This is a genomic window from Streptomyces sp. NPDC006743 (assembly GCF_040703815.1).
Classification (GTDB): domain Bacteria; phylum Actinomycetota; class Actinomycetes; order Streptomycetales; family Streptomycetaceae; genus Streptomyces.
Genome location: NZ_JBEYJA010000012.1, coordinates 153,843 through 171,716, shown reverse-complemented (window position 1 = coordinate 171,716; position 17,874 = coordinate 153,843). Strand labels below are relative to the sequence as shown.

14 protein-coding genes are annotated in these 17,874 nt (G+C 73.5%); 8 read left to right on the top strand and 6 right to left on the bottom strand.

What is annotated here, in order from left to right:
* Nucleotides 1-174: 174 nt before the first annotated feature.
* From ilvD to ABZ719_RS13705, 4 genes are all read right to left on the bottom strand, one after another.
* Nucleotides 175-2,028 carry a dihydroxy-acid dehydratase gene (ilvD, locus tag ABZ719_RS13720; RefSeq protein WP_037850405.1) on the bottom strand — a complete coding sequence of 618 codons (1,854 nt, stop codon included), beginning with the start codon at nucleotides 2,026-2,028 and terminating at the stop codon, nucleotides 175-177.
* 148 nt (nucleotides 2,029-2,176) lie between these two features.
* Nucleotides 2,177-3,376, bottom strand: coding sequence for an IS110 family transposase (locus ABZ719_RS13715; RefSeq protein ID WP_366725371.1), 1,200 nt, complete (start codon nucleotides 3,374-3,376; stop codon nucleotides 2,177-2,179).
* Between the two features lie 323 nt (nucleotides 3,377-3,699).
* Nucleotides 3,700-4,524, bottom strand: coding sequence for a sugar phosphate isomerase/epimerase (locus ABZ719_RS13710; RefSeq protein WP_366725370.1), 825 nt, complete (start codon nucleotides 4,522-4,524; stop codon nucleotides 3,700-3,702).
* 285 nt (nucleotides 4,525-4,809) lie between these two features.
* Nucleotides 4,810-5,742 carry a Ppx/GppA phosphatase family protein gene (locus ABZ719_RS13705; RefSeq protein WP_366725369.1) on the bottom strand — a complete coding sequence of 311 codons (933 nt, stop codon included), beginning with the start codon at nucleotides 5,740-5,742 and terminating at the stop codon, nucleotides 4,810-4,812.
* A gap of 85 nt (nucleotides 5,743-5,827) precedes the next feature.
* On the opposite strand from ABZ719_RS13705, the gene ABZ719_RS13700 reads away from it, so the two are divergent.
* On the top strand, nucleotides 5,828-6,646 hold the full coding sequence (locus ABZ719_RS13700) for a hypothetical protein (protein ID WP_366725368.1): 819 nt from the start codon (nucleotides 5,828-5,830) through the stop codon (nucleotides 6,644-6,646).
* A gap of 278 nt (nucleotides 6,647-6,924) precedes the next feature.
* Here the strand turns inward: ABZ719_RS13700 and ABZ719_RS13695 are convergent, their stop codons facing one another.
* Nucleotides 6,925-8,667: a hypothetical protein gene (locus ABZ719_RS13695; RefSeq protein ID WP_366725367.1), complete on the bottom strand. Its 1,743-nt coding sequence runs from the start codon at nucleotides 8,665-8,667 to the stop codon at nucleotides 6,925-6,927.
* A 230-nt stretch (nucleotides 8,668-8,897) separates the two neighbouring features.
* Here ABZ719_RS13695 and radA point away from each other — a divergent pair, with 230 nt between their 5' ends.
* Nucleotides 8,898-10,307 carry a DNA repair protein RadA gene (gene radA, locus ABZ719_RS13690; protein ID WP_366725366.1) on the top strand — a complete coding sequence of 470 codons (1,410 nt, stop codon included), beginning with the start codon at nucleotides 8,898-8,900 and terminating at the stop codon, nucleotides 10,305-10,307.
* An 82-nt stretch (nucleotides 10,308-10,389) separates the two neighbouring features.
* Entirely contained in the window at nucleotides 10,390-11,514 is a 1,125-nt protein-coding gene (gene disA, locus ABZ719_RS13685) for a DNA integrity scanning diadenylate cyclase DisA (RefSeq protein ID WP_037850414.1), read from the top strand.
* A gap of 220 nt (nucleotides 11,515-11,734) precedes the next feature.
* Here disA and ABZ719_RS13680 read toward each other — a convergent pair whose 3' ends face one another.
* On the bottom strand, nucleotides 11,735-12,571 hold the full coding sequence (locus tag ABZ719_RS13680) for a hypothetical protein (protein WP_366725365.1): 837 nt from the start codon (nucleotides 12,569-12,571) through the stop codon (nucleotides 11,735-11,737).
* A gap of 463 nt (nucleotides 12,572-13,034) precedes the next feature.
* Here ABZ719_RS13680 and ABZ719_RS13675 point away from each other — a divergent pair, with 463 nt between their 5' ends.
* The 5 genes from ABZ719_RS13675 (at nucleotide 13,035) to cseC (ending at nucleotide 17,840) form a co-directional block, all read left to right on the top strand.
* A complete protein-coding gene (locus ABZ719_RS13675; RefSeq protein WP_366725380.1) occupies nucleotides 13,035-13,958 on the top strand; it encodes an A/G-specific adenine glycosylase in 924 nt (307 codons plus the stop codon).
* Between the two features lie 326 nt (nucleotides 13,959-14,284).
* Nucleotides 14,285-14,824: a SigE family RNA polymerase sigma factor gene (locus ABZ719_RS13670; RefSeq protein ID WP_037850418.1), complete on the top strand. Its 540-nt coding sequence runs from the start codon at nucleotides 14,285-14,287 to the stop codon at nucleotides 14,822-14,824.
* Nucleotides 14,812-15,504, top strand: a complete 693-nt coding sequence (locus ABZ719_RS13665; protein ID WP_366725364.1) for a hypothetical protein — start codon at nucleotides 14,812-14,814, stop codon at nucleotides 15,502-15,504. Before ABZ719_RS13670 ends, ABZ719_RS13665 begins: the two co-directional genes overlap by 13 nt.
* A 273-nt stretch (nucleotides 15,505-15,777) precedes the next feature.
* Entirely contained in the window at nucleotides 15,778-16,479 is a 702-nt protein-coding gene (gene cseB, locus ABZ719_RS13660; protein ID WP_037850421.1) for a two-component system response regulator CseB, read from the top strand.
* An 11-nt stretch (nucleotides 16,480-16,490) separates the two neighbouring features.
* Nucleotides 16,491-17,840 (top strand): two-component system sensor histidine kinase CseC, encoded by a 1,350-nt coding sequence (cseC, locus tag ABZ719_RS13655; RefSeq protein WP_366725363.1) that lies wholly within the window; start codon nucleotides 16,491-16,493, stop codon nucleotides 17,838-17,840.
* Nucleotides 17,841-17,874 lie beyond the last annotated feature (34 nt).

Below are 17,874 nucleotides of genomic sequence, written 5' to 3'. Positions count from 1 at the left end.
GCTTCTTACGCCCCTGCGGAATCCGGTCCGCTCGGATCTCGAAGTCCATCGCACCCCTTGAACTGGGGTGTTGCAACGACTCCTAGAACCCAAGGGTGGGAGCGGCCCCTTTCAGGCGTCGGCCGGCCGGCGAACCGGCCGGGGGGTGGGCCCGTGGACCGGCGGGCCCGTGGGTCAGCCCAGCTTCGAGACGTCGCGGACGGCGCCCTTGTCGGCGCTGGTGGCCATCGCGGCGTAGGCGCGCAGGGCCACCGAGACCTTGCGGTCGCGGCCCTTGGGGGCGTACACGCCGTTCAGGGCCTGCTCGCGGCGGGACAGCTCGGCCTCGTCCACCAGGAGTTCGATGGTGCGGGCGGGGATGTCGATGCGGATGCGGTCGCCGTCCTCGACGAGGGCGATGGTGCCGCCGGAGGCCGCCTCGGGCGACGCGTGTCCGATCGACAGGCCCGAGGTGCCGCCGGAGAAGCGGCCGTCGGTGATCAGCGCGCAGCTCTTGCCGAGGCCACGGCCCTTCAGGTACGAGGTCGGGTAGAGCATCTCCTGCATGCCGGGGCCGCCCTTGGGACCCTCGTAGCGGATGACGACGACGTCGCCCTCCTTGACCTGCTGGGTGAGGATCTTCTGGACGGCCTCCTCCTGCGACTCGCAGACGACGGCCGGGCCCTCGAAGGTCCAGATGGACTCGTCGACGCCGGCGGTCTTCACCACGCAGCCGTCCACGGCGAGGTTGCCCTTGAGGACGGCGAGGCCGCCGTCCTTGGAGTAGGCGTGCTCGAGGGAGCGGATGCAGCCGCCCTCGGCGTCGGTGTCCAGGGCCTCCCAGCGCTCGGACTGGGAGAAGGCCTCGGCGGAGCGGACGCAGCCGGGGGCCGCGTGCCACAGCTCTACGGCCTCGGGGGACGGGGAGCCGCCGCGCACGTCCCAGGTCTTGAGCCAGTCCGCCAGGGAGGGGCTGTGCACGGCGTGCACGTCCTCGTTGAGCAGGCCGGCCCGGTGCAGTTCGCCGAGCAGGGCGGGGATGCCGCCGGCGCGGTGCACGTCCTCCATGTAGTACGTGCGGTCCTTGGCGACGTTCGGGGCGACCTTGGCCAGGCAGGGGACGCGGCGGGAGACCGCGTCGATCTCCTCCAGGCCGAAGGGCACGCCGGCCTCCTGGGCGGCGGCCAGCAGGTGCAGGATCGTGTTGGTCGAGCCGCCCATGGCGATGTCCAGGGCCATGGCGTTCTCGAAGGCCGCGAAGGTGGCGACGTTGCGCGGCAGGACCGTGTCGTCGTCCTGCTCGTAGTAGCGGCGGGTGATGTCCATCACCGTGCGGGCCGCGTTCTCGTACAGGGCGCGGCGGGCGGTGTGGGTGGCGAGGACCGAGCCGTTGCCGGGCAGGGAGAGGCCGATGGCCTCGGTCAGGCAGTTCATCGAGTTGGCGGTGAACATGCCGGAACAGCTGCCGCAGGTGGGGCAGGCGTTCTCCTCGATGCGGAGGATGTCCTCGTCGGAGATCTTCTCGTTGACGGCCTCGGACATCGCGTCGACCAGGTCGAGCGTGCGCACGGTGCCGTCGACCAGGGTGGCGCGGCCGGCCTCCATGGGGCCGCCGGAGACGAAGACCGTCGGGATGTTCAGCCGCAGGGCCGCCATCAGCATGCCCGGGGTGATCTTGTCGCAGTTGGAGATGCAGACCAGGGCGTCCGCGCAGTGCGCCTCGGCCATGTACTCCACGCTGTCGGCGATCAGGTCGCGCGAGGGCAGCGAGTACAGCATGCCGCCGTGGCCCATCGCGATGCCGTCGTCGACCGCGATGGTGTTGAACTCGCGCGGGATGCCGCCCGCCTCGCGGACCGCCTCGCTGACGATCCGGCCGACCGGCGCGAGGTGCGTGTGGCCGGGCACGAACTCGGTGAAGCTGTTGGCGATCGCGATGATCGGCTTCCGGCCGATGTCCGCGCCGGGTACACCGGAGGCGCGCATAAGGGCGCGGGCGCCCGCCATGTTGCGGCCGTGGGTGACTGTGCGGGACCTCAGCTCGGGCATCGTCGCTCGCTCCTTCGGAGAGTTCTGACTGTGTCGAGCGTACGCCGGTCATCCAGGGGGCGGGACGCGGTGTCCGTCATACGGGACGGGCGTCTCGGGGCGGCGGCGGCACGCGGGTGGTGCCCGGGGGGTGCCTCTATGTCTTTCGTCAAGCGACGCGTGGGGTTCGGGGTTCGTAGAAGGTGCCGTCGCGGAGCATCGCGAACAGCACGTTGATCCGCTGGCGGGCCAGTCGGAGAAGCGCCTGGGTGTGGGTCTTCCCGCGGGCCCGGCATTTGTCGTAGTAGGTGCGGGAGGCGGGATCATGCAGGGCAGCGAACGCCGACAGGAACATCGCGCGTTTCAGCTGCCGATTGCCGCCGCGAGGTGCGTGTTCGCCGTGGATCGAGGTCCCCGACGACTTGGTCGTCGGGGCAAGGCCGGCGTAGGAGGCCAGGTGGGCGGCGGTGGGGAAGCTGGTGCCGTCGCCGACGGTGACCAGCAAGGTGGCGGCGGTCCTGACCGCGACTCCCGGGATCGAGGTCAGGACCGCGGAAAGAGGGTGAGCCTCCAGCAGCTGTCCGATCTGCGCTTCCAGTGCTCGTCGCTGTTCGTGGACGGCCGCGAGCGAATGAGCCAGGGACGGGACCACGAGGTCGAGGGTGCCGGTGCCCGGGACCACGACGGTCTGCTCGTCGAGCGCATCGAAGACCTCGTCGATCAGCCGCTGGGCCATGCGCGGAGCCTTGGGCCGGATCAGCTCGACCAGTTTGCGGCGTCCGGCTCTGCGCAGGGCGGCTGGGGACCCGTAGCGTTCCAGCAGCCAGGTCACGGCGGGGTGGTCCAGGCGCGGACCCAGCACGCGTTCCAGGCTGGGGTGGAACTGGGTGAGCAGGCCGCGTATCCGGTTCGCGGTGCGGGTCGCCTCGGCGGCGAGGTCCTGGTCGAAGCCCACCAGCACGGTCAGCTCGGCGGTGATCTCGTCGGTCAGCTGAAGCGAGCGCAGGGTGTGCGGCATGGTCCGTGCGGCGTCCGCGATCACCGCGGCGTCCTTCGCGTCGGTCTTCGCCTCGCCGGGGTAGAGATCGGCGATCCGCCGCATGGACAGGCCGGGCAGGTAGGCGACCTTGCAGCCGGCATCCAGGGCGACCGTCAGGGGCAGGGCTCCGATCGAGGCGGGCTGGTCCACGATCACCAGTACGGTGCCGAACTTCGCGGCCAGCTTGTCGAAGACGGCCCGCAGCTTCGGCTCGCTGTTGGGTAGCTGCTTGTCGAAGACTTTCTTGCCCGCCGGGGTCAGCCCGTGCCCGTGATGGGCGCTCTTGCCGACGTCCAGGCCGAGGAAGATGCCCACGTTGTTGTCGTCCAACCCATCCTCCCGAAACGGGTTCGCGTGGTGCTGGCCAGGGCGTTGGCGTCGTGTGCGCGCATCCACGTTATGCAGACCTGCCGCCCGCAAGCGGCCAGGCATTGCGCCAGGCCAGGCGGTAGTCGGACCTCTCATCAGCGTCTCCAACGGCGCCTCCCAGGCCCGGTGACACCACCCCCCAGGTCATCCCTTCGACAGGGGGGACCAGCCATGCCGGGCCCGGAGGCCAGCGGCCCTCTTGCAGGACCGCAGAAAACATAACGGGGGGCGGGCCGGTGCGCCCGGGCGGGGGCGCCGGCGAGGGGCGCCGGGGGCGCGGGGCGTCAGCGGCGGGGCAGGCCCGCCGTCGACGCCAGGTGGAGCCGGGTGAAGGCCAGGGCCTCGGCGAGGTCGGCCTCCCGCTCGGCGCCGGACATGGCACGGCGGGTGTTGACCTCGATGACGACATGGCCGTCGAAACCGGAGCCGGCCAGTCGTTCCAGCAGCTCGGCGCAGGGCTGTCCGCCGCGGCCGGGCACCAGGTGCTCGTCCTTCGCCGAGCCCTTGCCGTCGGCGAGGTGGACGTGACCGAGGCGGTCGCCCATGCGGTCGACCATCTGGAGCGCGTCGGTACGGGCCGTCGCCGCGTGGCTGAGATCGATCGTGAAGTGCCGGTAGTCGTCCCGGGTGACGTCCCAGTCGGGGGCGTAGGCGAGCATCTCGCGGTCGCGGTAGCGCCAGGGGTACATGTTCTCCACGGCGAACCGCACATCCGTCTCGTCCGCCATCCGCCAGATTCCGCTGACGAAGTCACGGGCGTACTGGCGCTGCCAGCGGAACGGCGGGTGCACGACGACCGTGCTCGCGCCGAGCCGCTCCGCCGCCGCACGGGCGCGCTGGAGCTTGGCCCAGGGATCGGTGGACCACACCCGCTGGGTGATCAGCAGGCAGGGGGCGTGCACGGCGAGGATCGGTATGCCGTGGTAGTCGCTGAGCCTGCGCAGGGCGTCGATGTCCTGGCTGACGGGGTCGGTCCAGACCATGACCTCGACGCCGTCGTAACCGAGGCGCGCGGCGATCTCGAAGGCCGTCGCCGTCGACTCCGGATACACGGAGGCCGTCGACAGGGCGACCTTCGCATCCGGGATGCGCACGACGGGTTCCACCACGAGTGACAGGTTACGGGGTGCTCAGGCGCTCACGGCGTGAGCCCGCTCACGGTGGCCGGTTCCCGGCCGTGCCCGCGCCCTGCTACGCGTCCGGACGCCAGGTCCTGTCGTCACGTTCCCGTCGTCGCCCGGAGGGCGGCCCGGCCCTGCGGCGCCCGGTGCGTGCTCCCGGCGTGCCGGGCGGAAGTCCTCGTACTGGGGCGTACTCGGGCTTTCGGCCGGTGCGGCGAGAGGGCGTGCCAGGCGCCGCGGGGCAGGCACGGATTCGACGACAGGGCCTTGGCCCTATGCCGAGCCCATGTGGTCCAGGCGCCGCAGGATCACGCCCTCGCGCAGGGCCCAGGGGCAGATCTCCAGGCGCTCCACGCCGAAGAGGTCCATCGCGCCCTCGGCGACCAGCGCACCGGCCAGCAGCTGGCCCGCGCGGCCGTCGGAGACGCCCGGCAGCTCGGCGCGCTCCCCGGCGGTCATCGCGGCGAGACGCGGCACCCACGCCTCCAGGGACTCGCGTTTCAGCTCGCGCTGCACGTACAGGCCCTCGGCGGAGCGCGCGGCCCCGGCGATGCGGGCGAGCTGCCGGAACGTCTTGGAGGTGGCGACCACGTGATCGGGGGCCCCGAAGCGGCTGAACTCGCCCACGGTCCGTGCGATCTCCGCCCGGACGTGGCGGCGCAGGGCCCTGACGTCCTGCGGGTCGGGCGGATCGCCCGGCAGCCAGGCCGCGGTGAGCCGGCCGGCGCCGAGCGGCAGCGACACGGCGGCGTCGGGCTCCTCGTCGATGCCGTAGGCGATCTCCAGCGAGCCGCCGCCGATGTCCAGGACGAGCAGTTTCCCGGCGGACCAGCCGAACCAGCGGCGGGCGGCGAGGAAGGTGAGACGGGCCTCCTCCGCCCCGCTGAGCACCTGGAGCCGGACGCCCGTCCCGGCCTGCACGCGCGCGAGGACGTCGTCGGCGTTGCCGGCCTCGCGCACGGCGGAGGTCGCGAACGGGAGCAGGTCCTCGACGCCCTTGTCCTCGGCGGCCTGGATCGCGTCCCGGACCACGGCGATCAGCCGCTCGACCCCCTCGGAACCGATCGCTCCGTCCTCGTCGAGGAGTTGGGCGAGCCGCAGTTCCACCTTGTGCGAGTGGGCGGGCAGCGGGCGGGCACCGGGGTGCGCGTCGACCACCAGCAGATGCACCGTGTTCGAACCCACGTCGAGGACACCGAGTCTCATGTACGGAACGCTACTGCCACCCGGGCGGGACCGGCACGGGCCCGGCGGCCGCTCGGCGCCGCTCCCGGCGACTTACCCTGGACGCGTGCCAAAGACGAAGAAGGCGAAGACCGGTAAGTCGGCGGGCCCCGTGCCCGAGCCGGACGAGAAGGGACTCGACTTCCCGCGCGCGTGGGTGGAGTTCCCGGACCCGGCGGACGACGAGCAGGTCTTCCGCTGCGATCTGACCTGGCTGACCTCCCGCTGGAGCTGCGTCTTCGGCAGCGGCTGCCAGGGCATCCAGGCGGGCCGCGCGGACGACGGCTGCTGCACGCTGGGCGCGCACTTCTCCGACGAGGACGACGAGCAGCGGGTGGCCGGGCACGTGGCCAGGCTCACTCCTGACATCTGGCAGAACCACGCCGAGGGCACGGAGAACGGCTGGGTGTCCGAGGACGAGGAGGGGTCGCGGCAGACCCGCCCCTTCCAGGGCTCCTGCATCTTCCAGAACCGTCCCGGGTTCGCCGGTGGCATGGGCTGCTCGCTGCACATCCTGGCGCTCAGGGAGGGCCGCGAGCCGCTGGAGACCAAGCCGGACGTGTGCTGGCAGCTGCCGATCCGGCGGACCTTCGAGTGGATCGACCGCCCCGACGACACCCGGGTGCTCCAGGTCTCGATCGGCGAGTACGACCGCCGGGGCTGGGGCCCGGGCGGCCACGACCTGCACTGGTGGTGCACGTCGGCCACGTCGGCGCACGGCGCGGGCGAGCCGGTGTACGTCTCCTACCGGGCCGAGCTGACCGAACTGATGGGCAAGGCGGGCTACGACCGGCTGGTCGAGCTGTGCGAGGAACGCCTCGCCTCGGGACTGCCGCTGCTCGCCGCGCACCCTGCCGATCCGGCGGGTCCGGTGAAGCGGGGCTGACGGATCCGGCGGGACCGGAGGTTCCGGTGGACCTGGGCCGACGGATCCGGCACCTGAGCCCGGCCGGTCCTACGCGTCGCGGCTGACGGATCCGGCACCCGAGTCGAACCGGTCCTGCGCGCCGGGGCAGGCGGATCCGGCCGACCCGGCCCCGACCCGGCCCTCCGGGAGGCGGCAGCGCCGCCCCGCCGGGCTTTCGGCCCCGGGGAGCGACCCAGGGTCTTTCGTCGGGACCGGGCCAGAAACGCCGCGAACGCGGCATGATCCGAACAACACACCTAGCTTCCCGCCGGGCTCGGTGTGCCGCTGCCGTCCGCGGGCGGGGGCGAGCCGTCCGAGCCGGACGGGGGCGGCGTGCCGGTGGGCGTCGGGGCCGGGTCGGTGGACGGCGGCGGGCCGGTCGGCGGCCCGGAGGGATCCGTGGGGCCGCCGGTGGGAGTCGGGGTGGGGCCGCGCGGATCGTCGGTCGGTGTCGGATCCGCGGGACGCGGAGGACGGGGCACGGACGGGCTGGACGCGCGGCCGAGGCCGTCGATGGAGACCACCGCTCCGGCCGGTGCGATCGCCACGCGCGCGCTCCAGGGTCCGGACGGCTCGTGCAGATGGTCGACGTACACCCTGACCGTCACCGACTCGCCGGGCTCCAGGGTTCCCGCGGAGCGGCTGAAGTAGAGCCAGGACGCCGGGGTGGACGCGGACCAGCGCACGGGTGCGGAGCCGGACGCGGTGAGGGTCACGAGAGTGGTGTCGCCGGTGCCCGTGGCGGTCACGGTCAGCCGGGCGTCCTGGCGCCCGGCCCCCGCGACGCCGACGACCGCCACCGAGACGTCCGGCCGCGCGCCCTCGCCGGTACGGCCACCGGGCCCCCGGCCCGTACCGGCGCCGGTGCCGGGGTAGCCGCCGGTGTCCTCGCCGACGAGGGCGCCGGAGTCGTGGTCCTCGCGCGCGGTGGCGGAGGGGCCGCCCCCGCCCTCGCCGGTCGGGGTGCCGCGGTAGGCGGCCCACAGGGCGAGCACCGGAGCGGCGACCACGGTGGCGACGACCGTCGTCGTGACGGCACGCGCGCGCAGCCGGTCCCTGCGGGCGGCGCGGTCCTTGGGGTCCATCGGGAATCCCCGCCGGTCCAGGCGCGGAACGGTGCCCCGCGCGCGCGAGTGGTGGGCCATGGCCAGGCCCAGTGCCGTGCGGGGGGCCGGCAGGACGGGCAGTTCCGCGGGGGTGACGCAGGCGCCGGGCCAGCGGGCGGGATGCGCGCGCTCGGCGGTGCGGCGGCAGCGCGGGCAGTCGTCGACGTGCCGGACCAGTTCGCGGCGCAGCGCCGAGCCGAGCACGAACCGGCTGTCACCGGTGAGGACGGCCACGCCCGGGCAGCCGCCCGCCTCGGCGACGGCGAGCGCCGCGCGGGTGCGCTCCACCTCGCAGGCGGCCGCGGCGAGCAGTTCCCGGGCGGTCGTGGGGTTCATGCCGAGCACGGCGGCGACCTCGTGGGCGGTGAGGTGATGGCGGACGGCGAGTTCGAGCGCCTCGCGCTGCTCCGGGGTGGTGCCGGCGGCCTCCGGCCAGGCCAGCAGGGCGAGTTCGCGGCGCCGCCGCTCCTGGACGTCCTCGGGCACGGGCGGGGCGGCGGCCCGCTCCGCGCTCCGCCGGGGTCCTCCGTGACGTCCGGCCGCGTGCGTGGCCTGACGTTTCTGCTTGGCCTCGGCCAGCGCGCGCAGACAGGCCCAGCGGGCCAGCGCGTACAGCCAGGCCCTGTGCTCCCCCGCGTTCTGCGGCACGCGCGGCGCACGCCGCTCGGCGAACGCGAGCGCGTCACCGAGGGCGGTGGTCGCCGCGTCGTGGTCGCACAGCACGGACAGGCAGTAGGTGAACAGGCCGTCGAGGTGGGGCTCGTAGGCGGCGGGCGGATGCTGCGCCAGGGTGCGCGCGGCAGCGCGGTCGCGCGCCTCGTGGTGCGGCCGGTGCTCACCGGTCGTACGCGTCGTACGGTCCGTACGGGTCGAGGTCTGCGGACTGGTGCTCATCACCTGTGCGACCGTAGGCGGCGGAGGTTCGTCCGTTCTTCCCTGTTGCGCACTTTTAATCCGTACGGGTGAAACGATCCCTCATACGGGGACGGGGGCGGCCCGTTCCCTCCTTCGAGCGGGTTCGTTCGACCCCGTTCGAACCCTGAGCGGCCCCGGGCCGGCGTCCGCTCCCGCGGTGACCGGGCCGTGCGGGCGGCGATGTCAGTGGTGGCGGTTACGGTTTCGTCATGGCTGCCCGTACGAAGACCACCAAGGACCGCCCGTCCTACCGCTGCACCGAATGCGGCTGGCAGACGGCGAAGTGGCTCGGCCGCTGCCCCGAGTGCCAGGCCTGGGGCACGGTCGAGGAGTACGGCGCGCCCGCGGTCCGCACCACGGCACCGGGCCGGGTCACCAACTCGGCCCTGCCCATCGGCCAGGTCGACGGGCGCCAGGCCACCGCCCGCTCCACCGGGGTGCCCGAGCTGGACCGGGTACTGGGCGGCGGACTGGTCCCCGGTGCCGTCGTGCTGCTCGCCGGTGAGCCCGGCGTCGGCAAGTCCACGCTGCTGCTGGACGTGGCGGCCAAGGCCGCGAGCGACGAGCACCGCACGCTGTACGTGACGGGCGAGGAGTCCGCGAGCCAGGTCCGGCTGCGCGCCGACCGCATCGGCGCCCTCGACGACCACCTCTATCTCGCCGCCGAGACCGATCTGGCCGCCGTGCTCGGCCACCTGGACGCGGTCAAGCCCTCCCTGCTGATCCTCGACTCGGTGCAGACGGTGGCCTCCCCCGAGATCGACGGCGCGCCCGGCGGCATGGCGCAGGTCCGGGAGGTGGCCGGCGCGCTGATCCGCGCCTCCAAGGAGCGCGGCATGTCCACCCTGCTGGTGGGCCATGTCACCAAGGACGGCGCCATCGCGGGCCCGCGCCTGCTGGAGCACCTGGTGGACGTGGTGCTGCACTTCGAGGGCGACCGGCACGCGCGCCTGCGCCTGGTCCGCGGCGTCAAGAACCGCTACGGCGCCACCGACGAGGTCGGCTGCTTCGAGCTGCACGACGAGGGGATCACGGGCCTGGCCGACCCCAGCGGCCTGTTCCTGACCCGCCGCGCCGAGCCGGTGCCCGGCACCTGCCTGACCGTGACCCTGGAGGGCCGCCGCCCGCTGGTCGCCGAGGTCCAGGCGCTGACCGTGGACTCCCAGATCCCCTCCCCGCGGCGGACGACGTCGGGCCTGGAGACCTCCCGGGTGTCGATGATGCTGGCCGTGCTGGAGCAGCGCGGCCGGATCAGCGCGCTGGGCAAGCGGGACATCTACTCGGCGACGGTCGGCGGGGTGAAGCTGTCCGAGCCCGCCGCCGATCTCGCCATCGCGCTCGCGCTGGCCTCGGCGGCGAGCGACACCCCCTTGCCGAAGAACCTCGTCGCGATCGGCGAGGTGGGCCTGGCCGGTGAGGTCAGACGGGTCACGGGCGTGCAGCGCCGGCTCTCGGAGGCGCACCGCCTGGGCTTCACACACGCCCTGGTGCCGGGCGACCCGGGCAAGGTGCCGCCCGGGATGAAGGTCCTGGAAGTGGCCGACATGGGGGACGCGCTGCGGGTCCTGCCGCGCTCCCGTCGCCGGGAGGCCCCACGGGAGCAGGAGGACCGCCGGTAGACTTTGCGCTGGTCCCGCCCGTCCGTACGAACCGAGTGTGCGAAACGGGAGCGCCAGAAGAACCTGCGACCGGAGGAGTGCAGTGGCAGCCAACGACCGGGCAGCAGCTCCCGGAAAGTCCGGTGGGAGTTCCGGCGCCGATGGCCTGATGCGCGCCTCCCTGAGCGCCGTGGCACCCGGCACGGCCCTGCGGGACGGGCTGGAGCGGGTGCTCCGCGGGAACACCGGCGGCCTGATCGTGCTGGGCTCCGACAAGACCGTGGAGACGATGTGCACGGGCGGCTTCGTCCTGGACGTCGAGTTCACGGCGACGCGGCTGCGGGAGCTGTGCAAGCTGGACGGCGGCATCGTGCTCTCCTCGGACCTGTCGAAGATCCTGCGGGCGGGCGTGCAGCTGGTCCCGGACCCGACGATCCCGACCGAGGAGACCGGCACCCGGCACCGCACGGCGGACCGGGTCAGCAAGCAGGTCGGCTTCCCGGTGGTCTCGGTCTCCCAGTCGATGCGCCTGATCGCCCTGTACGTCGACGGTCAGCGCCGCGTCCTGGAGGACTCCGCGGCGATCCTCTCCCGTGCCAACCAGGCCCTGGCCACGCTGGAGCGCTACAAGCTCCGCCTGGACGAGGTGGCGGGCACCCTGTCCGCGCTGGAGATCGAGGACCTGGTCACGGTCCGGGACGTCTCGGCGGTGTCGCAGCGCCTGGAGATGGTCCGCCGGATCGCCACCGAGATCGCCGAGTACGTGGTGGAACTGGGCACCGACGGGCGCCTGCTGGCACTCCAGCTGGACGAGCTGATCGCGGGCGTGGAGCCCGAGCGCGAGCTGGTCGTGCGGGACTACGTCCCCGAGCCCACGGCCAAGCGGTCCCGCACGGTCGATGAAGCCCTCGTGGAACTCGACAAGCTCTCCCACGCCGAGCTGCTGGAGATGTCCACCGTCGCGCGCGCCCTCGGTTACACCGGCTCGCCGGAGACCCTCGACTCCGCGGTCTCCCCGCGCGGCTTCCGGCTGCTGGCCAAGGTGCCGCGGCTGCCCGGCGCCATCATCGACCGCCTGGTCGAGCACTTCGGCGGCCTGCAGAAGCTGCTCGCGGCCAGCGTCGACGACCTCCAGACGGTGGACGGCGTGGGCGAGGCCCGCGCCCGCAGCGTCCGCGAGGGCCTGTCGCGGCTCGCGGAGTCGTCGATCCTGGAGCGGTACGTCTAGGAGCGGTACGTCCGCCGGGAGCGACGCCTCCGAGGAGCAGCGCCTCCCGAGGAGCAGCGCGTCCCGAGGAGCAGCGCGTCCCGAGGAGCAGCGCGTCCCGAGGAGCAGGAGCGCGGCCCCCGGAACTGGTAGCCCCAGAAACAGGGTCCCCCTGCGAGAGGTGCGCCCCGGAAGTGGCGTTCCCGCGGGAACGGCGTCCTCCCAGAAGGTCGGCGCTCGCTCAGTCCGCCGACAGCACGAACGACGTCTGCAGCTTCCCGTACCCCGGCACCGTCGCCTCCACCAGGTACGTCTTGCCCACCGCGGCGGAACCGGCGGGCGGGGTCGCGCACCGGGGGGCGCTGGGCCTGCGGTCCCAGCGCACGGTGGAGGTGATGCCGCTGCCACCCGGCACCCGGTACAGCAGGCTCCCCGCGGTCTTCGGGCAGTCGGCCGACGACCAGTAGGTGTCGCTGCTGCCGGCCTGCGTGACCGTCACCACCGCCGTCTTCGGCCCGAGGTCGACCTTGCAGTCGGTGCCGGAGGAGTTCTTCGCGATCAGTTCGAAGGTGGGCGTCTCGGTGGGAGCGTAGGTGTTGCGCACGCTGCGCAGGCTCAACCTGACCGCCGAGGACGTGCAGTTGGGCAGCGTGCTCCCGGCCGGCAGCACCGCGCCCGTGCCGCCGCCGCCCTTGGCGCCGTCGTCCGAACCGCCGGCGGACCCGCCGGAGGACGCACCGGCACCTCCCGTGCCGGGACCGCCGCTGCCGGTGCTCCCGCTGCCGCCGCCGCTCGCCGGGGAACCGGGATCACCGGATCCGCCGCTGGACTCGTCGCGCCCGCCGGGGTGTTGGCTGATCGCGGGACCTGACTCGGAGGGACCGGGTCCGATGGTGGAGGGGGTGGGGTTCTTGCCGCCCGCCGCGCCACCGGTGTCCTTGTGCCCTCCGCCGCCGCCCGAGGTGGCGATCCAGAGGCCCAGCAGGGCCAACAGGGCGACCACGGACAGCAGTACGACCCTCCGTCGCCAGTAGATGGAGGAGGGAAGCGGCCCGACCGGATTGCGCAGAGATCCCACGCCCAAACTGTACGAGAGATCGCGGCCGTCCCCGGTCCCACCCGCCGCGCCGGTCACAACTTTTCCGGATCATCATTCCGGCAACCGCCTTGTCACCGGCCCGCCTTGCCGAGCCGGTGACGGCGCGGCGACGGTCGGTGACGAAACGGCCCGCGCCGGGTCACACGCCCGTCCGCCGCCACGTGGCAGGATCGGAAACGTCATGACTGCGCCCACACTGCCCCCACACAGCAGCCCCACAGCCCCGGCAACCCCACCCGAGACCGCGGCCGGGACCGACACCGCCCCCGCCGCCCCCACCCCGACCACCAGCGCACCCACCGGCACGGCCACCGTCACCGGACCCGCGGAAGCGGCCCCCGCCACCGCACACCCCGGCACGGCCGCCTCCGCCACCACCACCGCCACGGTCACCGCACCCGCCACCACCACGACGACCGCCGACGCCCCCACCGCCCCGGTGATCACCGACGCCGGCCCCGGGTCCGCCGCGGCGCCCGCCGCCCCGCGGCTCGGCGAGACCCTGCACACCCAGGTCATCAGCTGGTTCGACGGCAACGCCCGCGACCTGCCCTGGCGGCGCGCCGACGCCGGCGCCTGGGGCGTGATGGTCAGCGAGTTCATGCTCCAGCAGACGCCGGTGAGCCGGGTGCTCCCCGTCTACGAACAGTGGCTGGAGCGCTGGCCGCGCCCCGCCGACCTCGCCAAGGAGGCGCCCGGCGAGGCGGTGCGCGCCTGGGGCCGGCTCGGCTACCCGCGCCGCGCGCTGCGGCTGCACGGCGCCGCGGTCGCCATAACGGAACGGCACGGCGGCGACGTGCCCACCGAGCACGCGCAGTTGCTGGCCCTGCCCGGTATCGGGGAGTACACGGCGGCGGCGGTCGCGTCGTTCGCGTACGGGCAGCGGCACGCCGTGCTGGACACCAACGTCCGCCGGGTCCTGGCCCGTGCGGTCACCGGCGTGCAGTACCCGCCGAACGCGACCACCGCGGCCGAACGCAGGCTGGCGCGCACCCTGCTGCCCGAGGACGAGCGGACCGCCGCCCGCTGGGCCGCCGCCTCGATGGAGCTGGGCGCGCTGGTGTGCACGGCGAAGAACGAGTCGTGCCACCGCTGCCCGATCGCCGCGCACTGCGCGTGGCGGCTGGCGGGCAAGCCGGAGCACGACGGCCCGCCGCGCCGCGGCCAGACGTACGCCGGCACGGACCGCCAGGTGCGGGGCAAGCTGCTCGCCGTGCTGCGGGAGGCGCACACGCCGGTGCCGCAGACGGTGCTCGACCGGGTGTGGCACGAGCCGGTCCAGCGGGCGCGGGCCCTGGACGGCCTCGTCGCGGACGGTCTGGTGGAGCCGCTGCCGGGCGGTCTGTACCGGCTGCCGCTGACCTGACCCACCGTCACTTCACAGCCGGATCACGGATCCAGGGGGCGTCGCGGGCCTCTGTGTCACAGACCCGCGCGCCCTCCTGATGGGCAAATCCCCCTGTATCCGGACCAATCGGAGCACCCCTTTACCCCGTTCCGCCGTCCGTTACACAACCGACGCACAGCCGAGGGCTAGCCGCAGGCTGCTTCGGACAGCGCCGTGACAACCCGTCCGTACCTTCATTTCCGTGCCCGACGGGCACCGGGCGGCTGCCGACCACAGTCCGCTCGCACACAGGCTCGGGGTCCGGCGCACACAGGCCGGAAAACGGGGAGCGGAGGCGGTTGATCATGGCGCAGGGTGAGGTGCTCGAGTTCGAGGAGTACGTGCGTACCCGGCAGGACGCGCTGCTGCGCAGTGCACGCCGGCTGGTGCCGGACCCGGTCGACGCCCAGGACCTGCTCCAGACCGCGCTGGTTCGGACGTACGGCCGCTGGGACGGTATCGCCGACAAGCGGCTCGCGGACGCCTACCTGCGCCGGGTCATGATCAACACGCGTACCGAGTGGTGGCGGGCCCGGAAGCTGGAGGAGGTCCCGACCGAGCAGCTCCCGGACGCCTGCGTCGACGACTCCACCGAACAGCACGCCGACCGCGCGCTGCTCATGGACATCATGAAAGTTCTGGCTCCGAAGCAGCGCAGCGTCGTGGTGCTGCGACACTGGGAGCAGATGTCCACCGAAGAGACCGCCGCGGCACTCGGCATGTCCGCGGGAACGGTCAAGAGCACGCTGCACCGGGCGCTCGCCCGGCTCCGCGAGGAGCTGGAGGCCCGCGATCTGGACGCACGCGCGCTGGAGCGTGAGGAGCGGGAGCGTTGCGCGGCCTGACCGGCAGGGCTGGTGACGGCCCTGAGCCCAGCGGGGCCCGAGGGACCTTCCAGGCGGTGAGTACGGCGGTGGCCGGGCTCGCCGCCCTCGCCCTTTTGGTGTCCGCCTGCGGCACGGGCGGCACCGGCGCCCGCGACGAGGGGCCCGCCGACGCCAGCTCGGTGGCGGGCACCACGGCCGCACCGTCCCCCAGCCCCAGCCCCAGCGACACGCCCCGGCCGGTGGACGCCGTCCGGCTGGTCAAGGACGACCCGAAGGTCTCGGCCACGGTCAAGCGCGGGCTCAAGCCGTGTGTCGCCGACGAGTACCCTGTGGACGTGTCGTACGGCAAGCTGACCGGCAATTCCGCGGACGACATCGTCATCAACGTGCTGACCTGCGGAGACGCGGTGGGGCTCGGCGCGTACGTGTACCGGGAGCGGGGCGACCGGTACGAGAACGTGTTCGCGGCCGAGGAGCCGCCGGTGTACGCCGAGATCGACCGCGGGGACCTCGTGGTGACCAAACAGGTGTACGAGAGGGGTGATCCGGTCTCGAACCCCTCCGGTGAGGACGTCATCACCTACCGCTGGTCCGGCAGCCGGTTCGCCAAGGCGTTCAGCACGCGCAACGAGTACAGCAAGGCCGTCGGCGGGGGAACGGCGGCGCCCTCGGAGCCGGAACCGGAACCGGCCAACTGACCGGCCGGGTCCTCCCGGCGGCGTGAACCGTTCGGGCCCGCCGGTCCGAACCCCTGGTGTACACGGCACCGACCGGGTAGGCGACGGACGGACGCACCACCCCGCCGGCGGGCACGCCACCGGCGGACCACCGGTCGGCAGGCCGCCGGCCGACGCGCCGTGGCCGACGGCGGGCCGGCGCACCGAGGAACGCGGCACGCGGCCCGCACCACCCGTCAGGCGCGTCCCCCGAGGGGCGCACCACCTGAGCACACGAGGACTGAGAGCACAGGGATGGCAGACCAGACCCACGTCCTGTTCGTCGAGGACGACGACGTCATCCGCGAGGCCACCCAGCTCGCCCTGGAGCGGGACGGCTTCGCGGTCACGGCGATGCCCGACGGGCTGTCCGGCCTGGAGGCGTTCCGGGCACGGCGGCCCGACATCGCGCTGCTGGACGTCATGGTCCCCGGCCTCGACGGCGTCAGCCTGTGCCGCCGCATCCGCGACGAGTCGACGGTCCCGGTGATCATGCTGTCGGCGCGCGCGGACTCCATCGACGTCGTCCTCGGCCTGGAGGCGGGCGCCGACGACTACGTGACCAAGCCGTTCGACGGCGCCGTCCTCGTCGCCCGGATCCGCGCGGTGCTGCGCCGCTTCGGGCACGCCGGCGGCGACCGGTCCGAGGCGGGTCCCGCCGGGGCGGACGGCGCGGTGCTGACCTTCGGTGAGCTGGAGGTCGACACCGAGGGCATGGAGGTGCGCCGGGCCGGACGGCCGGTGGGCCTCACCCCGACCGAGATGCGGCTGCTGCTGGAGTTCTCCTCGGCACCGGGCACGGTGCTGTCCCGCGACAAGCTCCTGGAACGCGTGTGGGACTACGGCTGGGGCGGTGACACCCGGGTCGTCGACGTCCATGTGCAGCGGCTGCGCGCCAAGATCGGCCAGGACCGCATCGAGACGGTCCGCGGCTTCGGTTACAAGCTGAAGGCCTGAGCGGGGCACGCATGCGGGGGAACACGCGGCGCCTGCTCCCCGGGCGCCTGGAGAACGCGGACATCCGTACGGGCCTGCGGTGGAAGCTGAGCGCGGCCATCGCCCTGGTGGGTGCGCTGATCGCCGTCGCGCTGAGCCTGGTGGTGCACAACGCCGCGCGGGTGTCGATGCTGGACAACGCGCGCGACCTCGCCGACTCGCGGCTCGTGTACGCCCAGCCGCTGTACGAGCGGCCCGGTCACCGGCCGACCTCCTCGATCATCAAGATCGACGATCCGCTGCTGCCGGCCGCGCTGCAGCAGAAGATCCGGGAGGGCCGGCGGGCCACGTACGTCACCGACCACCGGGGCGGGGTGCCGGACATCTGGGCGGCCATGCCGATCAAGGGCGGTCACGTGCTCTCCGTGCACACCCACTTCACCGACCGCAGCGCGAACATCCTCAGAGATCTCGACCAGGCCCTGGTCATCGGCTCCATCGCGGTCGTCCTCGGGGGCAGCGCGCTGGGCGTGCTCATCGGCGGCCAGCTCTCGCGCCGGCTCCGCAAGGCCGCCGCCGCCGCGAACCGGGTCGCCAACGGTGAGCCGGACGTCCGGGTCCGGGACGCCATCGGCGGTGTCGTGCGCGACGAGACCGACGATCTCGCGCGCGCGGTGGACGCGATGGCGGACACGCTCCAGCAGCGGCTGGAGGCCGAGCGGCGGGTCACCGCCGACATCGCGCACGAGCTGCGCACCCCGGTCACCGGGCTGCTGACGGCGGCCGAGCTGCTGCCGCCGGGCCGCCCCACGGAACTGGTCCAGGACCGCGCGAAGGCGATGCGCACCCTGGTGGAGGACGTTCTGGAGGTCGCCCGGCTCGACGGCGCCTCCGAGCGGGCCGAACTCCAGGACATCCTGCTCGGCGAGTTCGTCGCCCGGCGGGTGGCGGCCAAGGACCCGGACGTGGAGGTGCGGGTGGTGCACGAGTCGATGGTCACCACCGACCCGCGGCGCCTGGAGCGGGTGCTGTTCAACCTGATCACCAACGCCGCCCGGCACGGCAGGCCGCCGATCCAGGTGACCGTGGAGGGCCGGGTCATCCGGGTACGGGACCACGGTCCCGGCTTCCCGGAGGCGCTGCTCGCCGAGGGGCCGAGCCGCTTCCGCACCGGCAGCGCGGACCGCGCGGGCCGCGGTCACGGGCTCGGCCTGACCATCGCCGCCGGGCAGGCCCGTGTCCTGGGCGCCCGGCTGACCTTCCGCAACGTCCGTCCCGCGGGCGCCCCGGAGCACGTCCCGGCCGAGGGCGCGGTCGCCGTGCTGTGGCTCCCGGAACACGCGCCGACCAGCACGGGCAGCTACCCGACCCTGCCGGCCTGAGCGACTCTGCCGGCCCGGGCGTCCCCGCCGGCCT